The organism is Microbacterium murale (assembly GCF_014635185.1).
Lineage (GTDB): Bacteria > Actinomycetota > Actinomycetes > Actinomycetales > Microbacteriaceae > Microbacterium > Microbacterium murale.
Window position 1 is genome coordinate 19,513 of sequence record NZ_BMCM01000006.1, and the last position, 24,874, is coordinate 44,386.

General features: G+C 63.9%; 29 protein-coding genes. 18 read left to right on the forward strand and 11 right to left on the reverse strand.

Annotated features, from left to right (window positions below):
- Positions 1-167: 167 nt before the first annotated feature.
- From IEV67_RS15910 to trxB, 5 genes are read right to left on the reverse strand one after another with little or no spacing between them, the layout of a single operon-like run.
- Positions 168-575, reverse strand: a complete 408-nt coding sequence (locus IEV67_RS15910) for an arsenate reductase ArsC (RefSeq protein ID WP_188437564.1) — start codon at positions 573-575, stop codon at positions 168-170.
- A 25-nt stretch (positions 576-600) separates the two neighbouring features.
- On the reverse strand, positions 601-1,593 hold the full coding sequence (locus tag IEV67_RS15915) for a metalloregulator ArsR/SmtB family transcription factor (RefSeq protein ID WP_188437952.1): 993 nt from the start codon (positions 1,591-1,593) through the stop codon (positions 601-603).
- Positions 1,593-2,702 carry an ACR3 family arsenite efflux transporter gene (arsB, locus tag IEV67_RS15920; RefSeq protein ID WP_188437565.1) on the reverse strand — a complete coding sequence of 370 codons (1,110 nt, stop codon included), beginning with the start codon at positions 2,700-2,702 and terminating at the stop codon, positions 1,593-1,595. The genes IEV67_RS15915 and arsB overlap by 1 nt, the downstream gene beginning before the upstream one ends.
- Positions 2,699-3,025, reverse strand: a complete 327-nt coding sequence (trxA, locus tag IEV67_RS15925) for a thioredoxin (RefSeq protein ID WP_188437566.1) — start codon at positions 3,023-3,025, stop codon at positions 2,699-2,701. Before trxA ends, arsB begins: the two co-directional genes overlap by 4 nt.
- Positions 3,022-3,999, reverse strand: coding sequence for a thioredoxin-disulfide reductase (gene trxB / locus IEV67_RS15930; protein ID WP_188437567.1), 978 nt, complete (start codon positions 3,997-3,999; stop codon positions 3,022-3,024). Before trxB ends, trxA begins: the two co-directional genes overlap by 4 nt.
- 128 nt (positions 4,000-4,127) lie before the next feature.
- Between trxB and IEV67_RS15935 the strand changes: the two genes are divergently transcribed.
- Entirely contained in the window at positions 4,128-4,532 is a 405-nt protein-coding gene (locus IEV67_RS15935; protein ID WP_229703221.1) for an arsenate-mycothiol transferase ArsC, read from the forward strand.
- A 57-nt stretch (positions 4,533-4,589) separates the two neighbouring features.
- Here IEV67_RS15935 and IEV67_RS15940 read toward each other — a convergent pair whose 3' ends face one another.
- On the reverse strand, positions 4,590-5,897 hold the full coding sequence (locus IEV67_RS15940; RefSeq protein ID WP_229703222.1) for an FAD-dependent oxidoreductase: 1,308 nt from the start codon (positions 5,895-5,897) through the stop codon (positions 4,590-4,592).
- An 83-nt stretch (positions 5,898-5,980) separates the two neighbouring features.
- Between IEV67_RS15940 and IEV67_RS15945 the strand changes: the two genes are divergently transcribed.
- Positions 5,981-6,322 carry an ArsR/SmtB family transcription factor gene (locus IEV67_RS15945; protein ID WP_188437569.1) on the forward strand — a complete coding sequence of 114 codons (342 nt, stop codon included), beginning with the start codon at positions 5,981-5,983 and terminating at the stop codon, positions 6,320-6,322.
- A 31-nt stretch (positions 6,323-6,353) separates the two neighbouring features.
- Here IEV67_RS15945 and IEV67_RS15950 read toward each other — a convergent pair whose 3' ends face one another.
- Positions 6,354-6,500, reverse strand: coding sequence for a hypothetical protein (locus IEV67_RS15950; RefSeq protein WP_188437570.1), 147 nt, complete (start codon positions 6,498-6,500; stop codon positions 6,354-6,356).
- A 162-nt stretch (positions 6,501-6,662) separates the two neighbouring features.
- Between IEV67_RS15950 and IEV67_RS15955 the strand changes: the two genes are divergently transcribed.
- The 5 genes from IEV67_RS15955 (at position 6,663) to IEV67_RS15975 (ending at position 11,068) form a co-directional block, all read left to right on the forward strand.
- Positions 6,663-7,628, forward strand: coding sequence for a phosphate ABC transporter substrate-binding protein PstS family protein (locus tag IEV67_RS15955; RefSeq protein ID WP_229703223.1), 966 nt, complete (start codon positions 6,663-6,665; stop codon positions 7,626-7,628).
- Positions 7,629-7,651: 23 nt separating this feature from the next.
- The gene (pstC, locus tag IEV67_RS15960; protein ID WP_188437572.1) at positions 7,652-8,608 is read left to right on the forward strand and encodes a phosphate ABC transporter permease subunit PstC; all 957 of its coding nucleotides are present in this window, start codon (positions 7,652-7,654) and stop codon (positions 8,606-8,608) included.
- Entirely contained in the window at positions 8,608-9,522 is a 915-nt protein-coding gene (gene pstA, locus IEV67_RS15965; RefSeq protein WP_188437573.1) for a phosphate ABC transporter permease PstA, read from the forward strand. The genes pstC and pstA overlap by 1 nt, the downstream gene beginning before the upstream one ends.
- Before the next feature lie 89 nt (positions 9,523-9,611).
- Entirely contained in the window at positions 9,612-10,382 is a 771-nt protein-coding gene (gene pstB, locus IEV67_RS15970) for a phosphate ABC transporter ATP-binding protein PstB (RefSeq protein WP_229703296.1), read from the forward strand.
- Positions 10,379-11,068, forward strand: a complete 690-nt coding sequence (locus tag IEV67_RS15975) for a winged helix-turn-helix domain-containing protein (RefSeq protein WP_188437575.1) — start codon at positions 10,379-10,381, stop codon at positions 11,066-11,068. The genes pstB and IEV67_RS15975 overlap by 4 nt, the downstream gene beginning before the upstream one ends.
- Here the strand turns inward: IEV67_RS15975 and IEV67_RS19025 are convergent.
- From IEV67_RS19025 to IEV67_RS15990, 3 genes are all read right to left on the reverse strand, one after another.
- Entirely contained in the window at positions 11,050-12,006 is a 957-nt protein-coding gene (locus IEV67_RS19025) for an arsenate reductase ArsC (RefSeq protein ID WP_229703224.1), read from the reverse strand. The two genes, IEV67_RS15975 and IEV67_RS19025, sit on opposite strands and share 19 nt — an antisense overlap.
- Positions 12,003-12,320, reverse strand: a complete 318-nt coding sequence (locus tag IEV67_RS15985) for an ArsR/SmtB family transcription factor (protein WP_188437576.1) — start codon at positions 12,318-12,320, stop codon at positions 12,003-12,005. The genes IEV67_RS19025 and IEV67_RS15985 overlap by 4 nt, the downstream gene beginning before the upstream one ends.
- Positions 12,321-12,639: 319 nt before the next feature.
- Positions 12,640-12,957 carry a helix-turn-helix transcriptional regulator gene (locus tag IEV67_RS15990; RefSeq protein WP_188437577.1) on the reverse strand — a complete coding sequence of 106 codons (318 nt, stop codon included), beginning with the start codon at positions 12,955-12,957 and terminating at the stop codon, positions 12,640-12,642.
- A 158-nt stretch (positions 12,958-13,115) separates the two neighbouring features.
- Between IEV67_RS15990 and IEV67_RS15995 the strand changes: the two genes are divergently transcribed.
- The 11 genes from IEV67_RS15995 to IEV67_RS16045 all read left to right on the forward strand — a co-directional run bounded on the left by IEV67_RS15995 (position 13,116) and on the right by IEV67_RS16045 (position 23,961).
- The gene (locus IEV67_RS15995) at positions 13,116-13,970 is read left to right on the forward strand and encodes a hypothetical protein (protein ID WP_188437578.1); all 855 of its coding nucleotides are present in this window, start codon (positions 13,116-13,118) and stop codon (positions 13,968-13,970) included.
- A 1-nt stretch (position 13,971) separates the two neighbouring features.
- Positions 13,972-14,589 carry a M23 family metallopeptidase gene (locus IEV67_RS16000; protein ID WP_188437580.1) on the forward strand — a complete coding sequence of 206 codons (618 nt, stop codon included), beginning with the start codon at positions 13,972-13,974 and terminating at the stop codon, positions 14,587-14,589.
- Positions 14,590-14,607: 18 nt separating this feature from the next.
- Positions 14,608-14,895 (forward strand): hypothetical protein, encoded by a 288-nt coding sequence (locus IEV67_RS16005; RefSeq protein WP_188437581.1) that lies wholly within the window; start codon positions 14,608-14,610, stop codon positions 14,893-14,895.
- A 266-nt stretch (positions 14,896-15,161) separates the two neighbouring features.
- On the forward strand, positions 15,162-16,394 hold the full coding sequence (locus tag IEV67_RS16010) for a hypothetical protein (protein WP_229703225.1): 1,233 nt from the start codon (positions 15,162-15,164) through the stop codon (positions 16,392-16,394).
- Positions 16,391-17,884: an SCO6880 family protein gene (locus tag IEV67_RS16015; protein WP_188437585.1), complete on the forward strand. Its 1,494-nt coding sequence runs from the start codon at positions 16,391-16,393 to the stop codon at positions 17,882-17,884. The genes IEV67_RS16010 and IEV67_RS16015 overlap by 4 nt, the downstream gene beginning before the upstream one ends.
- Before the next feature lie 200 nt (positions 17,885-18,084).
- Positions 18,085-19,470, forward strand: a complete 1,386-nt coding sequence (locus IEV67_RS16020; protein ID WP_188437587.1) for a putative type IV secretion/conjugal transfer ATPase — start codon at positions 18,085-18,087, stop codon at positions 19,468-19,470.
- Complete coding sequence (locus IEV67_RS16025) at positions 19,467-20,771, forward strand: MinD/ParA family ATP-binding protein (RefSeq protein ID WP_188437589.1); 1,305 nt, start codon at positions 19,467-19,469, stop codon at positions 20,769-20,771. The genes IEV67_RS16020 and IEV67_RS16025 overlap by 4 nt, the downstream gene beginning before the upstream one ends.
- Before the next feature lie 67 nt (positions 20,772-20,838).
- Entirely contained in the window at positions 20,839-22,617 is a 1,779-nt protein-coding gene (locus tag IEV67_RS16030; RefSeq protein WP_229703226.1) for a type IV secretory system conjugative DNA transfer family protein, read from the forward strand.
- Positions 22,618-22,754: 137 nt separating this feature from the next.
- The gene (locus IEV67_RS16035) at positions 22,755-23,003 is read left to right on the forward strand and encodes a hypothetical protein (RefSeq protein ID WP_188437593.1); all 249 of its coding nucleotides are present in this window, start codon (positions 22,755-22,757) and stop codon (positions 23,001-23,003) included.
- Positions 23,000-23,479 carry a hypothetical protein gene (locus IEV67_RS16040; protein ID WP_188437595.1) on the forward strand — a complete coding sequence of 160 codons (480 nt, stop codon included), beginning with the start codon at positions 23,000-23,002 and terminating at the stop codon, positions 23,477-23,479. Before IEV67_RS16035 ends, IEV67_RS16040 begins: the two co-directional genes overlap by 4 nt.
- A 53-nt stretch (positions 23,480-23,532) precedes the next feature.
- Positions 23,533-23,961, forward strand: coding sequence for a single-stranded DNA-binding protein (locus IEV67_RS16045; protein WP_188437596.1), 429 nt, complete (start codon positions 23,533-23,535; stop codon positions 23,959-23,961).
- 68 nt (positions 23,962-24,029) lie between these two features.
- Here IEV67_RS16045 and IEV67_RS16050 read toward each other — a convergent pair whose 3' ends face one another.
- Positions 24,030-24,443 carry a hypothetical protein gene (locus tag IEV67_RS16050; protein WP_188437598.1) on the reverse strand — a complete coding sequence of 138 codons (414 nt, stop codon included), beginning with the start codon at positions 24,441-24,443 and terminating at the stop codon, positions 24,030-24,032.
- Positions 24,444-24,874 lie beyond the last annotated feature (431 nt).

Below are 24,874 nucleotides of genomic sequence, written 5' to 3' on the forward strand. Positions count from 1 at the left end.
GACCTTGGTGCGCTCGCCAGAAACGATAGTTTCTGGCGAGCTGGTGATTGAGTGACCGTCCGGTGCTTACTGAGAGCCGTCAGCATGGCGGCAAGTACTCGCGCCGTGTGTCGGCGGAGAGAAGTGTTCCCGAGAGAACTATTCGCAGCCCGTAGGCCATGCCCAAGTTAGATGAGTTCGCCCACCAGCTGTTCGATGCGTGCACGGATGTCGTCGCGGATGGGGCGCACCGAGTCGATACCTTGACCTGCCGGGTCGTCGAGCTCCCAGTCCTCGTAGCGCTTGCCGGGGAAGAATGGGCAGGCGTCGCCGCAGCCCATTGTGATGACGACATCGGAGGCCTGGACCGCTTCGGTGGTGAGTACCTTCGGGGCTTCGGCAGTGATGTCGATGCCAAGTTCGGCCATGGCGTCGACGGCGATGGGGTTGATCTGATCGGCCGGCATGGATCCGGCGGAGCGCACCTCGATGCGGTCGCCGGCGATATCGCGGAGGAATCCCGCGGCCATTTGAGAGCGGCCAGCGTTGTGCACGCATACGAAGAGGACGGAGGGCTTTACGGTGGTGTCGGTCATCGTGACTCCAGTTTTGAGAAAGTGGTCAGTTGAGAAGGTTGTCGACGAGGGTACGGACGCGGGCGGCGATGTCATCGCGGATGGCTTCGACGCCTTCGCGGGACGCGAGGGCTGGGTCGCCGACGGCCCAGTCGTCGTAGCGGACCCCGGGGATGATCGGGCAGACATCGCCGCATCCCATAGTGATGACGACATCCGCGGCGCGGACGGCGTCGTCGGTCAGAGGCTTCGGGAACCTGTCGGTGGCGCCGTCGCCTTCGATCTCTGCGAGCAGTGAGCGCACGTGCGGGTGGATGACGTCGGCGGGGCTGGAGCCTGCCGACCGCGCGATGACTCTGCCACCCGCGAGCTGATTGACCAGTGCGGCGGCGAGCTGCGAGCGACCGGCATTGGCGACGCAGACGAACAGCACCTGCGGGACGGCCGTGTCACGGTCTCGAGTGAGGTCGCTCAGCCGCTGCCTGGCGAACCGCTCCGTGAGCGGAATCAGCGCTGAGGTCACCCGGGCGGTGCGGGCGAGAGCGCTGTATGACTCTCGCACGATGGTCAAGACGGTCGCTGAGTCGAGCTCCGGGATCTCTGCAGCCAGCTCGTCGGCGAGGTGAGTGACGCGGGCGTCGAAGTCTGGTCGGCGCGCCTCATCGACTGCGTCTTCTGTCCAGGGTCCTGCGACTGTCGCGGGCGCGAATGAATCCAGCAGGGTGGTGACGGCGCGGCGGCGGTTCGGGTTGATCTTGTACCAGACCCAGGTGCCGCGACGCTCGGACGTCAGCACATCGACGTCCTTGAGAACCTTAAGGTGATGCGACACCGTCGGCTGTGACACCTCGGCGAGCTCAGCGAGGTCGCAGACGCAGGATTCGCCGCGCGGGTCGGAGGCGATCGCGGACAACATCCGCAGGCGCAGCGGGTCGGAGAGCGCCTTCAATGTGGCTGCGACGGATGACGCCGCGTCCTGCCCTATCGCGTGCGAGGCGACCGGACTGCAGGTATCTTCAGCGGTCAAAGTGACATTCATCATGGCGTCCTTACCTCGGTGTATGGAGCTGCGGTGTATGGGTCAGTGTGGAACCAGCGCCTGGCTGCCCAGAGCGAGACATAGACGAGCCCGACAAGCACGGGCACTTCGATTAGCGGACCAACGACGCCCGCGAGGGCCTGACCCGACGTCGCCCCGAACGTGCCGATGGCCACGGCAATCGCGAGTTCGAAGTTGTTGCCGGCTGCAGTGAACGCCAACGTCGATGAGCGGGCATAGCCCAGCCCGAGCGCTTTGCCGGTGAAGAGTCCGATGAACCACATCACTGCGAAATACACCAGCAGCGGCAGTGCGATCCGCGCCACGTCGAGCGGGCGGGACGTCACCTGCTCGCCTTGCAGGGCGAACAGCAGCACGATGGTGAACAGCAGCCCGTAGAGGGCCCACGGGCCGATCTTCGGCAGGAACTTCTCCTCGTACCAGTCGCGGCCCTTGCGGCGTTCGCCGATGAAGCGGGATGCGAATCCTGCCAACAGCGGGATGCCGAGGAAGATGAGCACGTTGAGGGCGATCGCCCCGACAGAGAAGTTCAGCCCCTGGGTATCCAGGCCCAGCCATCCGGGGAGGACGGTGAGGTAGAACCAGCCGAGCAGCGAGAACGCCACGACCTGGAACACCGAGTTGATCGCGACGAGTACTGCGGCGGCTTCGCGGTCGCCGCAGGCGAGGTCGTTCCAGATGACGACCATCGCGATGCATCGGGCGAGCCCGACGATGATGAGGCCGGTCCGGTACTCCGGCAGGTCGGGGAGGAACATCCAGGCAAGGGCGAACATCAGCGCGGGACCGATCAGCCAGTTCAGCACGAGCGAGGAGATGAGCAGCTTCTTGTCGCCGGTGACAGCTGCGACCTTGTCGTAGCGGACCTTCGCGAGCACCGGGTACATCATCACCAGTAGGCCGAGGGCGATGGGGATCGAGATCCCGCCCACTTCGAGGCTTGCGAGCAGCGGCGATACGCCGGGGACGAAGCGTCCGAGGAGGATGCCGGCGACCATGGCGAGCCCGATCCACAGCGGCAGCCAGCGGTCCAGGGTGGACAGGCGTCGCGTCGTTGACGTCGGTGCGGGAACGGTTGCAGCACTCATGCGAGCAGCGCCTCCATTTTCTCGGCGATGACGGGCTTCGGGTGTGCGCCGATGAGGATGTCGGTGCGGACACCGTTCTTGTAGAAACCCAGTGTGGGGATCGAGGTGACGCCGGCGGCCATCACTGTCTCCGGGTTCTGGTCGGCATCGAGCTTGACGACCTTGATCCGGCCGTCGTACTCCGCTGCGAGCTGATCCAGCAGAGGTGCGACCTGCTTACAGGGGCCGCACCAGGTGGCCCAGATGTCCACGACGACGGGGAGATCCGCATCGAGGACTTCGGTCTGGAATGTGGCGTCGGTGACAGGTGTGGGGGCGCTCATGCGAACACTTCCTCGGTTTCGAGTTCGATCGTGGTGCTCTCGTCAAGAGCGGACAGATAGTGCTGTGCGTCCTGCGCTGCCGCGCATCCGGTGCCGGCGGCGGTGATGGCCTGCCGGTAGGTGTGGTCGACGAGGTCGCCCGCTGCGAACACTCCGGGAAGGTTCGTGCGGGTGGAAGGATGTTCGACGAGCACATATCCGTCGGCGTCCGTGTCGATGATCCCGGTCACGAGTTCGGAGCGCGGGTCATGGCCGATGGCCACGAAGACGCCGGTTGCCGAAAGCTCGCGTTCTGCTCCGGCAACGGTGTCGCGGAGGGTGACCGCGTGTACCTTCTCGGCGCCGATGATCTCGGCGACCTCGCTGTTCCATGTGACGTCGATCTTCGGGTGGTCGAGCACCCGCTGCGCCATGATCTTCGAGGCGCGGAACTCTTCGCGGCGGTGCACGACGGTGACCTTCGAGGCGAAGCGCGTCAGAAACAGTGCTTCCTCCATCGCGGAGTCGCCACCGCCGACGACGACGATCTCCTGCTCGCGGAAGAAAAACCCATCACACGTCGCACACCACGAGAGACCGTGGCCGGTCAGCCGTTCTTCTTCGGGCAGTCCGAGTTTGCGGTAAGCGGACCCCATCGTGAGGATGACGGCGCGGGCGTGGATGGTCTCGCCGGCGCCGGTCTCGATGACTTTGATCGGACGGTCGAGGTCGACCCGGATGGCATCGTCGAGCAGGATGCGCGCGCCGAAACGTTCGGCCTGGGCGCGCATCGACTCCATCAGTTCTGGCCCCTGCACTCCGTCGACGAACCCGGGGAAGTTCTCCACCTCGGTCGTCGTCATCAGCGCGCCGCCCGCGGCGACGGAACCTGCGAGAACGACCGGCTCGAGGCCCGCGCGAGCAGCGTAGACCGCGGCGGTGTACCCGGCGGGTCCGGAACCGATGATGACCAGCTCAACCTCTTGAATCGACATGTGTCTATATTGACATCCATCGATGCCGAATGCAATCATGCTGAAAAGAGTTCACCTGCCCGTCACCCGGCAAGCAGATCATGCCAGTGCAGTACCCCCTTCTTCCCTCCTCCAAGAAAGTCGCGAAAATGATGCCCCAGCCTAAGACCGTCCTCTTCATCTGCACTCACAACGCGGGGCGTTCGCAGCTGGGCGCCCACCTGCTCACCCACGTCGGAAACGAGCACCTGGTAGCTACGAGCGCGGGCATCAACCCGGCCGAGGCAATCAACCCGGCGGTCGCGGCATCACTGCAAGAACTCGGCATCGACACAAGCGGCGCAAATCCGCGTGCGGTGACGGCCGAAGATCTCGACACCGCTGATGTCGTGGTTCTGATGAAGCCGGGCCTGTCGCTACCAGGCCCGGTGCGCGGAGAACTCGTCGAGTGGTCATTCCCTGATCCATCGAACTGGGAAGCCGACGGAGTGCGCGAGCTGCGCGATGCTGTCAATGAGAGCGTGCGCGGGCTCGCCGCGCGTCTCGCGGACTGAGGACACGAAGGGCAGGGTCCTCCTCGCCGGGGACTCCGGCCCTTCGTGACGTGACGGTCAGCCGACGGTGACGGGGCGCAAACCGATCTGCACCAAGGCCGGAGCCGGGGCTGCACAGCAGCTTCCCGCGTTGTTATCGAAGTCGCCGGATCCACCGCACACGCCAGTGTCGGGAAGGACGAGTTCATTGCGTGCGGCGGCCTCGTGATCTCCCGCGATGTGCGCGGTGACGCTTCGTACCTGCTCGTACCCCGTCATCGCGAGGAACGTCGGCGCGCGGCCGTATGACTTCACACCGACGATGAAGAAGCCCTGCTCCGGCTGCGCGAGTTCCCTGACGCCGGTGGCCCCCACTGATCCGCACGAGTGGATGTTCGGGTCGATCTCCGCGGCGATCCCGGCGACGGCATCGAGAGCGGGGTCAAGGCTGATACGCAGCTCGCGCAGCATCTCCGTGTCAGGCCGGAACCCGGTCAGAGCGAACACATGAGCGACGCCCACGACCTCACGTCCGTCCTCGGCGATGATCGTCAACGCCTCATCCTCTTGACGGATTTCCGCGACCCGGAATCCGGTGACCAGGTTCACCAGACCCTCATCGATCATCTTGCGGGCGCGAGAGCCGAGCGCGGCGCGCTCCGGGAGCTCATCGCCGAGCCCACCACCGAAGACATTTGTGGCGCTCCCCCGACGCAGAAGCCACGTGACCTGGGTGCCGGGCGATCGCCTGACCAGTTCGCTCAGGCGCAGCACGGCATGCGTGGCGGAGTGCCCGGCGCCCACGACGACGACATGCGACCCGGCGAGCTCGGACACGTCGTCAGGGATGCGGTACGAGATCGAAGCCGAGGCCCTTGCTTCGCCGAGCGCCGGGAACCCATCGCTGCCCGCCGGATTCGGAAGACCCCACGTGCCGCTTGCGTCAATGACGGACCGGGCGCCCAGGCGGGATTCATGCCCGTCTGAGTCGACCACGTGCACGATGAAGGGCTGGCTCTTTCGTCCGCCGTCGACGACCTTGTCGCGCCCCTGGCGAGAGATGCCGGTCACGGTTGTGGCGTATTTCACCCGCTGCCCCAGAACATCCGCGAGCGGGGCGAGGTAGTCGCTCACCCATTCCGCCCCGGTCGGGTATCCCGAGACGGGTGCGCTCCAGCCTGTGGGTTCGAGAAGTCGTCGTGCGGCGGTGTCCGTCAGCTCCGGCCATGACGAGAAGAGACGCACGTGGCCCCATTCCAATACTGCTGCTGCAGGCCCCTCACCACGCTCGAGGACAACGACGTCCACATCGCGTTCGGCAAGGTGCGCCGCGGCGGCAAGACCCTGCGGACCCGCTCCGATCACGACAACAGGAAGTTCATCCATCACATCTCCTCAAATCGAAGTTCTTCAATACGAAAACTGTTTCGCATCTGTTGAAGATTGTCAATACGTGTCAGACTAGCCTCGTGAGCTTGCCAACGATCATTGAAGCGAGCGCCTGTTGCGTGCCGCGCATCACTTCCTCGCTCACGGCTGAGGATGCGGAGCGGGTGTCACGCGTGTTCAAGGCGCTCGGCGATCCCACGCGAGTCAGGCTGCTGTCGTTGATCGCGGCCGGCGAGGGTGGTGAGGCATGCATCTGCGACCTCACGGAGCCGGTCGGACTCTCGCAGGGCACGGTTTCGCATCACATGAAGCTCCTCACCGATGCGGGGCTGGTGACGCGGGAGCAACGAGGCAAGTGGGCATACTTCGCTGTCAACAACGGCGCACTGGACGCGGCCGCCGACGCGATCCGCTCCGTATAACTGCGGTCGCAGACCACTAGGGTACCCACAATTACGGCGCCATCAACGGTGTCTTCGCCGCTCCGATCACCCTCGTCGGCGCGGTCGACCCTGCCATCGGACCGCTCTTCGCCGTCGCGACCGGTTCCCATTCAGCGATGGCGGTCGTCACCGTCGCACCGACTGCGCTCTCGCTCACCTTCGCCCGATTCTCCTGACGCGGTAATTCAAGAGAGTTCTTCCACGTTCGTTCACCTCACGTTCACATAGATGACCTTCTATGAATACGTCAAATAGACAAGCATCTATTTGAGGCGGTCCACTGGCTGCCTGACACGTATCTGAGATGAAGGAAGCAATCGTGCGAAAGACCACAGCAAAGATTCTCGCGTCGACGGCGCTGGTCGTCATCGGCGCGCTCACGCTGAGCGCTTGCGGCGGACAATCCGCGGAAGGCGACTCCAACGGATCGGGCGACTCCGCAAGCGGATTGTCTGGTGCGGTGACCACCGACGGTTCGTCGACCGTTGCCCCGCTCACCGAGGCAGCGGCCGACCTGTTCGGCGACGAAGAGTCCGGTGTGAACGTCTCCGTCGCCACGTCCGGCACCGGCGGCGGGTTCAAGTCCTTTTGCGCCGACGAGACCGACATCTCCAACGCGTCCCGTCCGATCAAGGACGAAGAGGCCGCGGAGTGCGAAGCTGCGGGTGTCGAGTACACCGAGATCGTCGCAGCCAACGACGGGCTCTCGGTCATCATCAACCCGGAGAACGACTGGGCTGAGGACCTCACCGTCGAGCAGCTCAACACCATCTGGAGCCCGGAAGCCGAGGGTGAGATCACCAACTGGAACCAGGTCGACTCAAGCTTCCCCGATCAGGCCATTACCCTCTTCGGTGCAGGCACGGACTCTGGCACGTTCGACTACTTCACCGACGCGATCAACGGCGAAGAAGGCGCGATCCGCACCGACTACAGCCCTTCGGAAGACGACAACATCACTGTCCAGGGCGTCTCGGGCGACGTCGGCGCGATCGGCTTCCTCGGCCTGAGCTACGTCGAAGAGAACGAGGGTGTCATCAAGGCCGCCATGATCGATGGTGTGTTGCCGAGCACGGAGACCGTCCAGGACGGCACGTACACGCCTCTGGGGCGTCCGCTGTTCATCTACGTCAACAACGCCGCCTACGTTGAGAAGGAACAGGTGAAAGCGTTCGTCGACTTCTACGTCGCGAACTCGCTCGACATCGCCGAGCGTGCCCTGTTCGTCCCCCTCACCGAGGAGCAGGTCACCACGGCCTCGGACGAGCTCGCCTCACTCGGCTGATCCGCCCGCTCACGACGCCTCCCATGACCACCGTCACTGAGCGGACAGGGGGTCCGGCCACTGGTCGGGCCCCCGCCCCCGCCACTTCGTTCGCCGGACGCCGCCGGCCTGGTGAGTTCCTCATCAAGCTCGGGCTGCGCGCGGCCGCCGCCATCACCGTCGTCACGACGGTCGGCATCCTCATCGCGCTGCTGATTCCCTCGCTGAGCTTCTTCGCCGAAGTGCCCGTGATTGAGTTCCTCTTCGGCACACGCTGGGCACCCCGATTCGCCGACGCGTCCTTCGGCGTCCTGCCCCTGGTGACCGCCACGTTGTGGACGACCGTGATCGCGCTCCTCGTCGCCGTGCCATTCGGTCTCGGCGCCGCGATCCTCCTCGCGGAATATGCCAAACCCCGCGTCCGAAAGATCCTCAAGCCGCTGCTGGAGATCCTCGCCGGCATCCCTACCGTCGTCTACGGGTTCTTCGCCCTTCAGTTCGTACAGGGCACGGTACTGCGGGACTGGCTCCAACTGCCCACCGGCGCATTCAGCGTCCTCGCCGCAGGCCTCGTGATGGGCGTCATGATCATCCCCACCATCGCCTCAATCGCCGAGGACGCCATGTCCGCCGTTCCCAGCGCCCTCCGCCAAGGAAGCGCCGCCCTCGGCGCCAACCGCATGCAGACCACCCTGCGCGTCGTCTTCCCCGCAGCACTGTCAGGCATCGTCGCCGCCGTCGTCCTGGGGATCTCCCGCGCGGTCGGAGAGACGATGATCGTCGCGATCGCCGCGGGCAGCCAGGCGCAACTGGTGAGCAACCCTCTTGAGCAGGGACAGACAATGACTGGCTTCATCGCGAACGCCGCCCTCGGCGACTCCCGCGTCGGGAGCCTGGAGTACAACACGCTCTTCGCCGTCGGACTGCTGCTGTTCCTCATCACGCTGCTCATCAACTTCATCAGCATCCGCTTCGTGCGCCGATTCCGGGAGGCCTACTGATGTCCGCGCCCACGACCACGCGACCCCGCACGCTCCGCGCGACCCGCCCACTCGCTACCGGGCGCAACGGCGAGATGCGCCCCACCGCACTTCTGTTCCTGCTGCTGCTGTGGTTCTCACTGTTCGTCGCGTTCGCGGTGCTCATCACTCTGCTGGTGACCATCTTCCTCACCGGACAGAACAAGCTCTCCTGGAACCTCATAACGAACTTCCCGTCCGCCGATCCAGAAGAAGCCGGAGCTCGCCCCGCGATCCTCGGCTCCGTCTGGGCGATCGGCACGACCGCTGTGCTGACCCTGCCCCTGGGTATCGCCGCCGCCGTGCACCTGGAGGAGTTCGCCGACCGGAAACGCTGGTTCAACAAGTTCGTCGAACTCAACGTGCAGAACCTCGCCGCCGTCCCATCGATCGTCTACGGCCTGCTCGCCCTCGCGTTCTTGTCGATGCTGGGTGTTGCCAACAAGAACATCGTGATCGGCGGCGCACTCGCACTGACCCTGCTCATCCTCCCGGTCATCATCATCGCCACCAGGGAGGCTCTTCGCGCCGTGCCCCGAGAGATCCGGGACGGGTCGCTGGCGCTCGGCGCGACGCCGTGGCAAACGACATGGCGGCAGGTGCTCCCCGCATCCGTCCCCGGCATCGCCACCGGCTCAATCCTCGCCCTGTCCCGAGCCCTCGGCGAAGCCGCACCGCTACTCGTCCTCGGCGCCCTTGTGTATATCACCTTCGACCCGAACGGACTCCTCAGCGGGTACACCACGCTGCCGATCCAGATCTTCAACTGGACCGGCCGCCCGCAGGAAGGCTTCCACGAGCTCGCAGGCGCGACCAGCGTGCTGCTCCTCGCCGTCCTCGTCCTGATGAACGCCCTCGCCATCTTCATCCGCAACAAGTTCCAGAAACGGTGGTAACCATGAGCACCCCCACAGACGCTGCCGCAGCGCACACCCACTTCCGCGCCGCCGAATCACGACGCCTGGCCGACACCCCCAGCGGACTCATCCGCTGCGAAGACGTCAACGTCTACTACAACGACTTCCGCGCCGTCACTGGCGTCAACCTCGAGTTCGGACGCAACGAGATCACCGCCCTGATCGGCCCTTCCGGATGCGGCAAATCCACCCTCCTGCGCTCGCTGAACCGGATGAACGATCTCGTCGACGGCGCCCGCGTCGAAGGCAACGTCCTCTTCCAAGAGGAAGACATCTACGCGAAAGGCGTCGACCCGATCGAGGTTCGTCGGCGCATCGGCATGGTGTTCCAGAAGCCAAACCCGTTCCCGAAATCCATCTACGACAACATCGCCTACGGCCCCCGCGTCACCGGCATGAAAGTCGACAACATGGATGACCTCGTCGAAGAAGCCCTCACCCGCTCGGCCCTGTGGAACGAAGTGAAGGACAAACTCAAGCAGTCCGCGTTCGGGCTCTCCGGAGGTCAGCAGCAGCGACTGTGCATCGCACGAACCATCGCCGTACGGCCGGACGTGATCCTCATGGACGAGCCCTGCTCGGCCCTTGACCCCATCGCGACATCCCGGATCGAGGATCTGATGTACAACCTGCGCCAGGACTACACGATCATCATCGTTACCCACAACATGCAGCAGGCGGCGCGTGTGGCCGACCGGACAGCATTCTTCACGGCCCTCGCCGATGACACCACCGGCGACCGCACCGGCGTCCTCGTCGAGTACGACCTCACTAAGAACATCTTCGAGCAGCCTCAGGATCAGCGCACCGAGGACTACATCAGCGGACGGTTCGGATGAACGACATCCCCCGGACCGGCAATGCCCGCTTCGTCGTACACGGCAACAGCACCGATATCCTCCGGGGTAGCTTCGCCGAGTTCCGACACGCGGGAGTACCGATCACGATGCATGCAGAAGTCGTCGGCGCTCTCGCCGATCTCGCCCACGATGACGACGCGTCACTCATCCTCGCCGGCGGCGAAGCCTTCGAGCAGCTCAGCGCCATCCTCCAGATCGCTCAGCCCGTATGCGGCGGCTCCATCTTCCTTGGCGTATCCGACACCACCTCGACGGCGACGATAGCCGCCGCGATGACAGCAGGAGTGCGCGGCACTGTACGTCTGCCCATGACCCCACAGCGACTGCGTGACGTCGCACGCCTGCACCCGCGAACCGGCCCAATAGAGCGGATCCTCACCATCGGCGAGTTGACTCTCGACATCCCACACCGCAGCCTTCGATGGCAAGATCAGTCGCTGCTCCTGCCCGCGCGGGAGTTCGAGCTCCTGCACCAGATCATTCGTGCATACCCGGAGAGCGTGAGCATTGACACCCTCGCACTCGCCTTCGGCTCCGACCTCGAAGACCCCCATGCCTCGGTGCGGGTCGCCATGACGAAACTGCGTGCACGGTTGGCGGCGTTCGCCCCCGCACAAGCACTCATCGAAACGGTGCGGGTAGCGGGCTACCGGCTCGCGTCCTGAGGCTCGACCCCGAGTTCAACCAGCAGGTCCAGAACGCGCGAGCGAATGTCGTCACGCACATCCCGGAGACCAACATCATCAAGCTCCAGCGGATCCGGAAGATCCCACTCCATGTAGCGACGCCCCGGAAACACCGGACAGGCGTCACCGCACCCCATCGTGATCACATAGTCGGCGGCCCGGACGACGTCATCGGTCAGCGGCTTCGGGAACTCGCCCCATAACTCCACCCCCGCTTCCAACAACGCCGCAGCCACACGGGGATGCGCGACCTCGGCCGGTGATGAACCTGCCGTCCGAACGTGCACCTTCCCGCCGGAGAGGTGACGCAAGAAGGCTCCAGCTATCTGCGAGCGGCCCGCGTTCTGCACGCAGACGAACAGCACCTCCGGTGTATCGCGGAGCAGCAACCCCTGCGCGGTGGCCAGAGCCTCTAACCGGTCGGCGGCATAACGTTCAGTCATCGTCAGAAGGTGTTCTCGGACACGTGCGCGCTGACTCAACAGCAAATAGCTCTGCGCAACATAGCTCGCCACGGTCTCGGGGCTGAACGTGGAGCTGAACCGATACGCGAGATCCGCGACGATCGTCATCACTCCCTGCGGGAGATCCGCGACCGCCGGAGCAGCCGGCACAGTCTGCAGCGACTCACTCGACAGCAATCGCCCAAACCGCACCCACGCATCGACCGTTGGGGTCACGCGGCCCTCGTCGTTGCGGACCAGCGCCGTCATCAGCAGAGACTGCAGCGCCGCATCGACCACTGCCTGATCTAACCCCAACTCCGCGGGGATCGACGCTACCGCGACGTCTGACGCGAGAGCGCTGAGGACGCGCAGAATATCGGGATTGCCCAGGACCGAAACCTGCGCTGCGCGATCCCGCGCGGATCGCTCGTCGAGCGGCTTACCTACACGATGGCGCGCGTCATTTCTCACTGCAGGAAGTCCTCGATCGCACCGCGTCGAGCGGGATCCACCGATAGCCACCCGAGCTTCCCGTCTTGCTGACGTGTGATGAACCCGTCGTCGAGCAGTATCCGGACGTGATGAGTCACAGTCGGCTGCCGCAACCCCAGAGCATCAGCCAGCTGACTCACGGTGGCGCGCTCTTCAAGGGAGCCCAGGATGATGCTCAGGATCTGAAGCCGCGTCGGATCAGCTACCGCCCGCAGCGTACGCGCCAGCTCCTCGGCGGCACCACGATCCAGGGCACCACCTAGTTGGGCCTTGGGTTTCGGAAGCGACGACATCAAGCCGAGTCTACGTCCAACGCGCTGTCACAAAGCAGCGCACATCTCCCACCCCCGGGCGCATTCGACTCGACCATCAGTCTGCTTCCCTCTGACCGATCTTCCACAGGGTTGAGCTCTCAATCCTTCGAACACCGCCGCGTCCTGCACATATCGGTGACCGTTCTCCATACAGGTCCACCGCGACCGGAACAGGTTCGTTCCACGCTGTTGCAGGTACGCGGCAATTTGCGTATATGTCGGTTCGAGCCCCCACTCGATCAACCCCGGCCAGCTGACGATGTTCACACCGACGTCTCTTAGCTGGTCCACGCTAACGTCAGATCTCCCCAATCTCCTGCCCCAGCCTCAAATAGATGTCCGTAACAGCCTCATCGTTGACGCGGTACACAACCCACTCCCCACGCTTCCGCTCACCCCGCGGCGGATCGGCAAGTAACAGCCCTGCGGCCTCCAGCTCTCCGAGGTACGGAACAAGCGTCGAGTGCGGCACCTGCAGTGCATCGGCGACCGCCTTCCGCCCGACGTTCGGCGTTTTTCGTAGCTGACGAATGATGCCAGCCATCACACGATTACCGAGGATCGCGAGGGGCCCCTCGGCTCCGTCACCGTCGGCTGGACGCGCATATTTCGGCATCTTTCTATTGTGCTCGCCCTGTCGTTGTGCGTCCAGACAAAGCGCACCAATTACCCGTTTACTTCTAAAGTGAACGGGTGTAACGTTCACTCCATGATCAGTGCAGCGCAGCCAAATCTGCTCCGTTTCGGGAGCGGTCTTGCGTGCTTGTCCCCCAAATGGCCTACAGACACGGTGAACCGAACTGGAGTAATGTCCACTTCGTCACTGCGGCGGTTGCCGGGGCAGTGCAGACCGGGCATCGTCGCCATCCTGAAACTTCGGGAGGGCTGACCATCGTGGTCAGGGAGCGGAAGCAAGGACGACGTCTGCTGTGGGCGTGGGTCGGCGGCGGCATCCTGATCGCTGGAATCGTCGCGATCACCGTCAGTTCAATCTTGAACTCGCAGAACCCAACAGCTGGGCGGTCGCACACGATGACGCCATCGGTGCCCGCATCCGATCCGCCGACGGCCGCCTCGTCCGTGGTCGTTGATCCGTCGGTGGCGGATCGTGGCTGGGTTCCAGAACCGATCACCACGGACGCGAACGTCTACATCCGCAGCGCGCTCGAGGCAGCAGCGACTTTCGATACGCAGCGCAGCGAACGAGACGCATGGCTGACCTACCTCGACAGCTGGTTCACTCCCGATACCCGTTATGCATCTGAAGCTGACCAGCAGGATGCCATGTCAACTGCACAACTCGAATTGCGCCAATCTGTTGTGCTTCCCGAAAACGATTGGACCTCGCTCGCGGGCGAGGACGGACGGGTCACTGCCGCTGTTCACGGCGACATCGATTACACCCAGGTCCCTGAAGACAAGACCGGACTGATGGAAATCGGGACCGCCGACGTTGTCCTTACGTTCACCCGCGTCGATAGCGACGGTGCGGAGCACGCGTACGACGAGCAGGTGCGGGTGAGCGTGCAGGTTCTATGCGACGGAGAGTCGGTGCCCACTCCCGATAGCGACCAGCAGCCGGGCGATTGCAAGATCGTCCGCTATTTCCCGGAGCCGATGGAGCCCTGACATGGGCGCACCCTTGCTGTCCATTCCGGCCCTCGCGACGTCGAGGACCGGACGCCGGGTAGTGCTGGGGTTCTTCTCCACCGTCGCGCTTGTCGCGCTGATCGTGTTCGCACCGCTGATAGCGGTCCCCCTTGCGCTGGCTGGCTACGCGTTACCGACGGTGCCGCCGCCAGGCACCAACTCCGGGCCCGTCGCCAGCGGTGAATGGGGTTACCCGCTTGCTGGCGAATATTCCAAGGGACGCGGGTACGGCTACAACCCCGTCAATGGATGCAGCTACTGCTCGACCGATCACAAAGGCTACGACATGGCCCAGGGGTGCGGAAACACTGTTCATGCCGCAGGAGCCGGCGTTGTGATCGTCGCCGGCTCGCACTATGGGTGGGGCAACACCGTGCTCATTGACCACGGAAGCGGTGTCGAGACTCTCTATGGCCACATGCAATGGGGGTCCATCCGCGTCTCAGTCGGGCAACACGTCACCGCTGGAACCCCCCTCGGCGCCGAAGGCAACACTGGCCGATCGTTCGGCTGCCATTTGCACTATGAAGTCCGCGAGGACGGCGTCGCGATCGATCCGCAACCGTTCATGGCCGCTCTGGGCCTGCCATTGAAGTGATACAGAAGGAGAATCATTGTGAATCTGCCGTTCGACGTCACCATCCCGGACATCAGCCCGGACTTCTCAGCCCCGTTCTTTCAGGGGTTCCAGGTCATCGCGTCCTACATTCTCGCTGGCGCGATGCTCGTCGTGTTGATCATGCTGATCATCGCGGGCGCGGCGCTCGCGTTTCGCGGGCTGGCCTCTGATCGCGTTCGAACGTGGGCTGGGGAGAACATCCTTTGGATCTTCATCGCCGCCGCCATCCTTGGTGCAGCGAGCGGATTGTTCGCATGGTTCGTGAACTTCGACTTCGGCTTCTGATGCGCACTGGTCGCACGGTATTGGCAGGCGTCCTCCTCGGACTCCTCGCCGCACTGTGCGCGATCACACCTGCAGACGCGACCGGTCAGCCGTCATCGACCACGACCGCCGTCGTGCAGCCACGCACTCAGCTGAACCCGGTGAACGGCGAGTCTTGGTCCGCACCGGCGTTCCCAGTGATCTGCAACGAAGCCTCGGGTCAAGTCTCGTGCACGCCCACGACCGCGAGCGAAGTCAAGCCCCAGGTGTGTTTCAGAGAAGTGCTCATGAATGGCGCCAATACAACGGTGTGCACGACGTACGAGGGTCACGTCGCGGCGATTCAGTCCGCCGGCGGCAAACAACTCTTCGTCGATTACGACTGCAGCGTTGGTGACGTCGTATGTGTAACTTTTGAGAATGCGGGACGTGGTATGGCGATCACCGCCACCGCGGTGATGATGCTGGTGGCATCGAGCATGCGGTTCGACACGAGCACCGTCTTGTGGACAGCTGCCGTGAGCGAATGGTCGTTTTGGCAATGGGCTGTCTTGGTGGTGTTGTTCGGCGCCATGGTCTGGGCGATCGCTTCCGCGGTCGTCTCTGGCGACCGAGAAGAGCTTGTCGGGGCGATCATCCGCAGCTTCCTCGCGGTTCCTGCCGTCCCACTCACCCTGTGGATGCTGGGACACCTCCTCAATGCAGTGGATGATCTCACTTGGTACATCCTGAACCGTGATGGCCCAATAACATTGCTCACCACGCTCCAGAAGGTCATGTGGGCGGGAGGCAACGCGAACTACTTCTTCGCCTTCCTCATCCACGGACTGCTACTGCTTTCGATGCTGCTGCTGATGCTCGTTTTCACCTTCCGCAACATCGCGCTGGCCGCGCTGATCACTGTCGGGCCGGTCGCCTGGATGCTGTTTCCCGCCAAGAGCGTCGGGCCGCAGTGGGTCGTGCGCTATGTGTCCGCCACCGTTGCTCTGCTGCTGGCCGGGCCATTGACGATCGGCTTCGTGACTCTGATCATCAACGGGCTCGCTGAAGTCGACACGATCTGGGATCCGCAATCATGGCCGTTGATGATCGGTCTCGCTCTCGCCGCCTTCGCGCCGTTCGCGGTCTTCGGTCTTTTCAGCTTCGTTGGAGCATCCGCCTCGGATGCTCTCGGATCACGTCTGGGTGCTGGCGCCGGTCGCGTCGCATCCAACGCCGCACGCTCCGCGACGCGGCTGCCTTCCCGACTTGGCTCCTTACCGTCCGGAATTGCCAGGACCGCAGGCCCCGGCCGCGTTGCCGCACATTCCGCGACGAGCTCGATTCGTCGAGGAACTGCGCGGCCCGCCGGAGTGAGTGCTTCTGCCTCGCGCACAACGGCGGCGACAGCATCCGCTACGTCCGCCTCAAATCGATCGACGGCAGGTCGGGGATCGGCACCGGCAGCAACATCAGCAACCACGACACTGGCGCCACCATCACCATCACCGTCACCGTCTCCTGGAGGAAAGCCGTCATGACATCCGCATCCGACAGCACCCGACCCGTCCGGCTGCCAGGACGGTCCCGCCAGGGAATCGTCCTGGGCATGGATGGCTGGCAACTCACCTTCATCGCGGCCGCCGCAGTTGTCGTTCTCGTTTTCGTGAATCGGTTCGGTCCCGTGGGTCTTCTGTACGCATCACCGATCTACCTCGGCCTGGGGATTTCTGCCGTGGTCACGCTCCACGGCATGTCAGCTCCGAAGATGGCGGGCCTGTGGCTGTTGAAGCAGGTCCGTCACACGACAGGAGCTACCACGCAGGCCTACCGACCGGAGCGGCCGCAGCTCGTCGGCACATTGAACCTTCCGGGTATCCGGGCGTCCGTGCAGCTGTGGGAGGTCGAGGGGATCGCTTGCGTCTATGATCCGCACAATCGCACTGTCTCGGTCACCGCAGAGCTTGAGGTTCAGGGTTTCCTCATGCACGACGAATCTGAGCGGCTGGATCTTGCCCAGCAGTGGTCCCGTGTCCTCGCATCGTTCACTCAACGCCCCGGTATCAAGCGCGTCACACTGCAGGAGCGCACGCTGCCGACTACGATCCGCAGCGCCCGCGAACACTACGACACCGTAGCCCAGCGGAGTGAGGTAGACCGCGAATCAGTTCTCCTGGAGAATTACGAGCGTGTGATGAACGACTCGGAGCGGTTCGCCGTCGCCCACAAAAACTACCTCACCTTCACCCTGGACCTCGTCGCATTGAGCGCGCAGGTGAAAGCGCTCGGCGGCGGCCAGGAAGGTGCCCAGGCACTGGCATTCATCGAGACCCGAACCCTTTCGGATGCTCTGAGCGTCGCGAAGATCAATGTCCGGAGCTGGCTGTCGCCACGCGAGATTTCGGCTCTCACGCGAATCACCTTCGACCCGGAGTTCGCATCAACGGTTCAGAACCGTACCGATGACAATGCGGGTGTCGACCTCGCGGCGATTGGGCCGATGTATCTGGAAGAACCACGGGGCGTGAACCATCTCGTGCGCACTGACTCGGGTGTGCACACGACGATGTGGATCCACGAATGGCCACGATCGGACGCGCACGTCGGGTTTGTATCGCCGATCGTGTTCGCCCGGCATCCGCACACCGGTGACGCTGTGACCCACATCCTCTCCCTGGTCCTCACTCCGGTCCCGCTGAAGCGAGCACTCAAGCGCGTCCGCGATGAGAAGAAGGTGTGGCGCGGCAACGAGCGGCTGCGCGCCAAGCGCGGGGTGGACGGATCGGCGGCGGATGCCGCGGACTGGACGGCCCTTGAGAAGGAGGAGCAGGAGCTGATCGCCGGGCACGGCGAATTCCGGTACGGCGGATACCTCACCGTCACTGCGCCGGATGAAGAGCAGCTCGATCAAGCCATCGCCGGGATGCGGAATGCGCTCGCGCAGGCAGAGATGGAAGCCCAGATCCTGTATTGCCAGCAGGCCGAAGCGCTCATGGTCAACGCGCTCCCGATGGGCTTGGGGATGAAGTGATGACGCGCCAACGGATCGACTTCGAGCCCGGCGGCCTTTCCGGGAAGGAGCGGCGACAGGGACGCCGGGAACGTGCGAGTGATCAGCGCCACCACGACGCACCCCGCACGCAACCTCGCGAGAGGGCCCTCCCGGAGCCCGCAGTTTCCGGCCCCTTCGGTCCGGGATTGGCAGAGTCAGGGTATTGGAATCTCGCCCCCGTGAATGTTCCGCCGCACCAGGCGACATCCCAGCACGTCGCCGGCATCTACCCCTTCGTTGCTGATGCCGGCCTCGGACATCGCGGCCCGATCCTCGGTGTCGACCTCAACGCGGACGCCCTCTGGCATTTCTCCCCCTGGGAGACCTATGCCGACAGCACCGACCGCGGCTCGTTCTCAACGAACGTCCTCGTTCTCGGCGCCTACCGTGCAGGCAAAAGCGCGGTGATCAAGACACTCGTCAGCAGGTCCATGGCCTTCGGCCACCAGGCCGTGGTCCCCTCCGACCCCAAGGGCGAATGGCGGGCTGTCGCCGAGGCAATCCCGGGTGGAAACGTCATCCGGCTGGGCGGCGCATTCGACACCCGCCTGAACCCCCTCGATCGCGGACCACGACGCACCGGAGTGTCTGATGAGCAGCACGAGCAGATGGTGAAGCAGCGTCGCATCACCGTCCTTACCTCTCTGGTCCAGGCCGCGCTCCCCGGCGCCCACCTCAGCGCTGTCGAGCACGCGGCGCTTCTTGAGGCGCTGGAGCGATGCATCACCCACACTGGTGATCGCCCCACGCTCCGCACAGTATTCACGGAGCTGTCTCAGATCACCTCGGAGACCGATCGCGATCGACATCTTGCTCACGGAGCAATACAGCCAAGCTTTGTTCTGCGGCGGTTCGTGAACGGCGATCTCTCGGGGCTGTTCGAAGACCATTCCACGGTGAGCTTCGATGACGACGCCCCAATCGTGGTGGTCGATACGTCCGAGTTATTCGCACGCGGCGACCTTGTCGCGCAGCTGTCGCAGATCTGCACGACGGCGTGGAACCAGGCCGTGATCTCGGACCGGGACGCGCACAAGACCCGATACGTCATCCGTGAGGAGGGCTGGCGGGATATGACGTCGCTGGCGTCATTGCAGATGTATCAGCAGTGGTTGAAGTTGTCCCGCCACTACGGGATCAGCAACATCGTCATCCTGCACAAAATGGGCGACCTGGATGCTGTCGGAGAAGCCGACTCGCAAGAACGCAACCTCGCCTACTCGATCGCCGGAGACATCGAGAACAAGTTCATCTTCCGCATCAATCAGCAAGAGAGCGCCAGCATCCAGCAACGCCTCAATGTACCGCCAGCGCACGCCGATATGGCCCGCCAGCTACGCAAAGGTGAGTTCCTGGCATATGTCGGGCAGTACTCCTATCTGGTCGATGCGTTTGCTACGTCCACGGACTGGGAGTACGAACTCTTCAAGACGGACGACGCCATGGAACTCCCCGGCGGCAGCCCCGGTGAACTGCAGTACTTCGAACCCCACGACCTCGATTCTGTCTGGCCGGTGGATAGCGATGTGGACGGCTGGCTGACTTCAAGCAAGGAGCTGAAATGACCCTCGACGCCCTCCCCCGCGCCTACGCAACCGTCACAGGCACTGACGCCACATTCATCACGCCTGACGGGCACCATGAACCTATCTCCGCATCGCCCGACGAAGACATCCGTCGCGTCGTCGTGCAACGCGCGACTGCCGAGGCTCGACGGACGGGCACCGCACTCGAACTCGTCACCTCCGGCGACCGCGGCGAGCACCGTCTGATGGTCAGCGGCACCGGTGAACTGACGACCGTGCCCACGACACCGACAGCGGCGTCGACAGTTAAACGGCACCGCGAAGCCTCCGATTGGTCAGCGCCTGTCCCCTCGCACGCAGTCGAGTCCGACTCCATCCCGAAGCTAACTGATATGGCGAACAAGGAATTTTCCGAGGATCCGCAGCGCGCCTCTTTCATCGTCGCGGACGATTCACTCGACGACTGGCATCCGATGGGATGGCGGGCAGCTGTATCGTCGATTGGCATTCGCGTTCCTGAGAGCGCGAGCACGCGTCGGCGTCGCGTCGCGGAGATGAACGTCTCGCGGCACTGGGCCGGGTACCGGGCGATCGCAGTCGCGAACGGCAAGGGCGGGGTTGGAAAGACGATGACAACGGCGATGCTCGCGGCGATGTTCGCGCGTATCGGCGGTGGCAACGTCCTCGCTTGGGACAATAACGACACTCGTGGCACGCTCGGATGGAGAACCGAGCAAGGCTCCTACGACACGACGGTCCGCGATCTGCTGACGGCAACGAACGACCTCCTTGCCCCGACTGCCACCGTCTCCGACATCTCCCGGTTCGTGCATCATCAGTCAGCGGACCGCTACGACGTGCTGCGGTCGAATCCCGAGCTCCTCGCCACGCACCAGCGCATCGAATCCGCGCAGTTCGACGAATTGATGCGGGTTGCGACCCGGTACTACCGTCTTGTTGTCTTCGATTCCGGCAACGACGAGTCCGCCGACCGTTGGCTGAGGATGATCGACGGATCGCATCAGCTCGTCGTCCCCACGCTCCCCTCCCCGGAATCCGCTGAGTCCGCCGCGCTGCTACTCGAAGCACTGCGGGAGCGGGATGAACACTCCGCTCGACTCGCTGAGAATGCCGTCATGGTCGTCACGCAGCCAGAGACCGGAGCCCGACGAGTATCGGAGCGAATCGCTGCAGGGTTCAACCATCAGGTGCGTGTCGTAGATACCGTCCCGTTCGACCCAGCACTCAAGAGCGGTCCGTTGCGGTTCGACGCACTTCGCCCGCACACACGAGACGCCTGGCTCCAGGTTGCGAGCGCTGTCAGCGCCGGAATGGAGTGAGGGGAGCATACTCATGAACACCGGGTGGGCAGGAAAAGCCGTAGCGGTTGTCATCGCCACGGGGTTCATGCTGAGTCTCGGCGCGGCCTTCATCGCGGAGTCGGTCTCGACCCTCGTTTGCGGCGAGCGCCCCCGACCCGACAGCCTGTTCGCTGGTCTTCTGCTCGCGATTACCGGCGACCCGTCTCCGTACACCTCGGCGTGCCCAATGCCCGTTTGGGAAATCCGTGCGCTCGATCTCCTCTTGTTGCTCATACTGATCTCCGCCGCAATCATGATCCTGGTGTTCTACCGGCGATACCTATCCTCCGACCGTGCGTTCATCGTAGATCTGCGCAACCGTCCAGGATTCGCAACAAACTCTGAGGTGCGTCAGCATCTGTCTGCCCGGGCTGTACTTCGTCGCGCGCGTCAACTCCGCCCAGATGTTGACAAGCCACAGCCGACGGATGTCGGGTGGCGGGTGGGACGATCCCGTGGCCGCGACGTTTATGTATCGATCGAGGACTCCGTCGCTCTCGAAGGTCCGCCCCGCTCAGGCAAGGGATATCGCGTCCTCATCTCCGCGATCCTTGACTGGTCCGGTCCGCTCATCACCACGTCCACCACGAACGACAACCTGACGGCAACGATGAGGTTGAGGCAAGAGCGCGGCGAGGTTCATGTGTTCGACCCGCAGGGGCTGTCCGGTGTGCGGCATCCGTTACGGGTGAGTCCGCTCGCCGGGTGCGAGGACCCACTAGTCGCGATGCAACGCGGCAACGCCATCATCACGGGAACCGCGCTCGGATCGTCTACGACGAACGGAGAGTGGGCCCAAGCATCCGGTGTGGTTCTCGGCAGGCTCCTGCACGCCGCAGCCATAGGCGACCGCACGATCGCGGACGTGTATGACTGGGGATCTAGTCCGGCGTTCGCCCGCACGGCCGTGGACGTACTGCGCTCCGACGGAGCACCAGGGTGGGGCGACAACCTCGAGGCGACGATCAGTGGAGATGAGAAACTTGTCTCGTCGATCTGGTTCGGCGTTCAAGGGGCTGTCGCCCCACTCGCTGTTCCCCAGATCCGTGACTCACTGATGCCCCGGCGCGGCGACTCGATCCTCGACCCCCGTGAGTTTCTGGACGGGGCGAACTCGTTGTATTTGATCGGGTCCTCATCCGGGGCTTCCGCGATGGGTGGATTCCTCGGCGCCCTCCTCGACGACATCGTCGACGTCGCAAGGGACCGCGCCCTCGCCTCCCCAGGCTCCCGGCTGACGCACCCGCTCGGGCTGATCCTCGACGAGATCGCGAACATCTTCCGCTGGGATGCGCTACCGCGGACGATGGCCGACGGTGGTGGCCGCGGGATCTGCACTTTCGTCGTCCTGCAGGCACTCTCCCAAGCAGAGACGGCCTGGTCCCGTGCCGAAGCCGACACCATCTGGGCCGCCGCCACTGCAAAAGTTCTCCTCGGCGGCGCATCCCACGTCGCGCACCTTCGCGACGTCGAAGCGCTGCTTGGCACGCGCGACGCCCGCCGCACCGAACGCTCCTGGAACACTGCGCAGCACGGTTACCACACCAGTGAACGGCAAGACCGGCTGCCGCTCATGTCCGTCGACGAAATCCGCCGCATGCCCGAAACCCTCGGCCTACTGGCATACCGCAACCGCCGCGGCGTGCTTCTGGACCTCGCCGGCTGGGACGCGCGACGAGATGCGAAAACGATTCAACACGGCAAATTCAGCACCGAAGCTGAGCAACGTACCGTCTTCGACGCTGCGAAGCGACACACATCACCGCCACCGCCGCTTGATGTCGAGGACACGGAGCTTTCCGCTGAGGTGGTGAATGACGAATGACCAATACGCGCCGCACCGGCCTGAAAAACCTGTATAGGGAAGAGTTCCTCCGCTCTCCAGCCTGGTTCGCTCGCCGGGATCGTTGGTTCCGCGCTCACAGTGCGAATGGCACAGTCCCGTGCGCGGCATGCGGAGTGATGACCCCGAAGGCCAAGCTTGAGCTGCACCATCGCGACTACCGCGGCGTCCGCATTATCCAGGGCACTTGGCAGGCGTGGGAAGACGACGCCGACCTCGTCCCGCTGCATCGCCACTGCCACGAACTCCTTCACCGCCTCATCGATCGCGACGTCGTCCTCGCGCTGCACCGCACCCGACCCGACGCATCCGACCACGCGCTACGGATGCTGCAGCTCAAGCTCCGCAACATGGATGCCGCATCATGACCAGATTCGACCCCGAGGATGTCGACGCGCTGCTCGCGCAGGAGCTCAGCGGCTTCGACCCAAACTCGCGCACGGGCGACTCAGGGATCATCGGGGGCCCGGTCACCAACTGGCGAGAGCTCTCGGATGCCGAAGCCACAGAGCACTGGCGTGCGTTGCGCGCCTGGGTCGAATGGCTCACCGTCCGTTACAACATTGCGATCAGCGTCGTGCCGGATTGCTGGTGGCAACACGGTCCACTCGTCGAAGAACTCTCTGCCCTGCACGCCGCCCATCTTGCCGCGTTCGATCCCAGCGACAGCGGTTTCGGCCCGATCGGCTGGCACGAACGACTCGCGATCGCGATTCCCCGATTGAACCGCTCCTACGGAGGCGGATGCAACAACGGGCATAAACCCACAAGGCCCCGCTCATGGGCCCAAGCGACCGATGAGCAGGAATGGGAGGCATGGGCTAACAAGGCCCACGCTCAATAAGGACGCGCCCGCGTCCGCGACGAAAGGAACAAATGATGACTACCAAAATTCCAGTGACGCTGGAGGGAAACCTCACTGCCGACCCCGAACACGGCGCAGGCGAATCAGGCAACGAGTACGCCCGATTCAACCTGGCCGTCAACGACAGGAAGCTCAACGAGAGCACGGGTCGATGGGAAGACGCCGGCACGGTTTTCCACCGCGTCGTCGTGTTCAACCAGCAGTCCCGACACGTCACCGACTCGCTCCACAAGGGCGACTCCGCGATCGTGGTCGGCGAGCTTCGGTTCGGCAGCTACACGGATAAGGAAACCGGTCAGACCCGCGAAACCCGCGATGTCGTCGCTGACAACGTTGGCGCCTCGCTTAAGTTCGCAGGTGCAACCGTGAACCGCGTCCCAAAAGCTAGCGGCCCCGCAGCAGATGCTTCGGGGCCGGTAGCAGCACCGGCCTCTTACGCCGGAGCAGGTGTCGCGCGCTGAGAATCCATACAGAAGCGGACGGGAGCGATACTACTCCCGTCCGCTTCATCGTGCGAGAGTCGATCCGTTTACCGTATCCCCCGGTACGGATCTGAGCCAACGGCTGGCGCTCTGTGCGGCGCAGCAGCATCACGTTCCGCGTCGCGTCGCTGGGCGATTGCTTTGGCGCGCTCAACGGTGTGGTCGCGCAGCGCGGTCAAGCGGCGGTTGATGACGGATGAGACCTCGTCATCGAGTCGGGCCTTGACCTCGGCATCCATCTCGTACGCCGGCAAGCCCCTCGCTGTTCGGGCGATCGAGTCCATCCGGATCTCCTCACGCAGTCGCGCTTCACGCCGTCCACGGTGATGCGCGAAAATCTGCGGCCGCTCCGCATTGATCTTCTCCACCAGCCGCTCGTGCGATTCCTTCAACGCATGCAAGTCCCGCGCGCGACGCCACTGGAACACTTCCGGGGGAAGAGTTCCATCGGGGTCGCCCACGAGTGGGTCACCTTCCGCGGTTTCGAGCGGAGTTGACTGCATCCTCAGCACAACCCGCCGACGTACGGCTACGATCTGGGGAAGGTTCAACCGGCGTTCGTCCACCCCTTCGGCTGCGATAGCGCCCCGCTCGGCGACCGTTCGGCGACGAGCAAAATACTGTCCCGCCGCTGCGTCGTGTGCCCGACGCTCGTTCGCGTAGACCCGATGGATCCGTCGCGGAGGCAACCCGAGCCTCTTTAGTCGGCTTCGCAACTTCGATGCTTCACGGCCTCGCGCGCGTTGTTCCTCGATGTTCTTCTCGTACCACTGCTTGAACGCGTCGGGGTTCTGACTACGGCGCGCGGCAGCGGCCGACCGCTGACGTTCTCGGGTCTCATCAGCATGCGCATCGCGGTAGCGTTGCGCGCCCGTCCGGCTTTGGTTTCGCG

Coding starts and splice junctions, on each gene's coding strand:
- IEV67_RS15940 (WP_229703222.1), bottom strand. CDS start 5,897: ATGGATGAACTTCCTGTTGTCGTGATCGGAGCGGGTCCGCAGGGTCTT.
- arsB (WP_188437565.1), bottom strand. CDS start 2,702: ATGAGTGCTGCAACCGTTCCCGCACCGACGTCAACGACGCGACGCCTG.
- IEV67_RS15990 (WP_188437577.1), bottom strand. CDS start 12,957: ATGCCGAAATATGCGCGTCCAGCCGACGGTGACGGAGCCGAGGGGCCC.
- IEV67_RS16015 (WP_188437585.1), top strand. CDS start 16,391: ATGACATCCGCATCCGACAGCACCCGACCCGTCCGGCTGCCAGGACGG.
- IEV67_RS16010 (WP_229703225.1), top strand. CDS start 15,162: ATGAATGGCGCCAATACAACGGTGTGCACGACGTACGAGGGTCACGTC.
- IEV67_RS16035 (WP_188437593.1), top strand. CDS start 22,755: ATGACCCCGAAGGCCAAGCTTGAGCTGCACCATCGCGACTACCGCGGC.
- IEV67_RS16025 (WP_188437589.1), top strand. CDS start 19,467: ATGACCCTCGACGCCCTCCCCCGCGCCTACGCAACCGTCACAGGCACT.
- IEV67_RS15935 (WP_229703221.1), top strand. CDS start 4,128: ATGATGCCCCAGCCTAAGACCGTCCTCTTCATCTGCACTCACAACGCG.
- IEV67_RS15995 (WP_188437578.1), top strand. CDS start 13,116: ATGGCCTACAGACACGGTGAACCGAACTGGAGTAATGTCCACTTCGTC.
- IEV67_RS16030 (WP_229703226.1), top strand. CDS start 20,839: ATGCTGAGTCTCGGCGCGGCCTTCATCGCGGAGTCGGTCTCGACCCTC.
- IEV67_RS15910 (WP_188437564.1), bottom strand. CDS start 575: ATGACCGACACCACCGTAAAGCCCTCCGTCCTCTTCGTATGCGTGCAC.
- pstA (WP_188437573.1), top strand. CDS start 8,608: ATGTCCGCGCCCACGACCACGCGACCCCGCACGCTCCGCGCGACCCGC.
- trxB (WP_188437567.1), bottom strand. CDS start 3,999: ATGTCGATTCAAGAGGTTGAGCTGGTCATCATCGGTTCCGGACCCGCC.
- IEV67_RS15975 (WP_188437575.1), top strand. CDS start 10,379: ATGAACGACATCCCCCGGACCGGCAATGCCCGCTTCGTCGTACACGGC.
- IEV67_RS16000 (WP_188437580.1), top strand. CDS start 13,972: ATGGGCGCACCCTTGCTGTCCATTCCGGCCCTCGCGACGTCGAGGACC.
- IEV67_RS15985 (WP_188437576.1), bottom strand. CDS start 12,320: ATGTCGTCGCTTCCGAAACCCAAGGCCCAACTAGGTGGTGCCCTGGAT.
- IEV67_RS15915 (WP_188437952.1), bottom strand. CDS start 1,593: ATGAATGTCACTTTGACCGCTGAAGATACCTGCAGTCCGGTCGCCTCG.
- pstC (WP_188437572.1), top strand. CDS start 7,652: ATGACCACCGTCACTGAGCGGACAGGGGGTCCGGCCACTGGTCGGGCC.
- trxA (WP_188437566.1), bottom strand. CDS start 3,025: ATGAGCGCCCCCACACCTGTCACCGACGCCACATTCCAGACCGAAGTC.
- IEV67_RS16040 (WP_188437595.1), top strand. CDS start 23,000: ATGACCAGATTCGACCCCGAGGATGTCGACGCGCTGCTCGCGCAGGAG.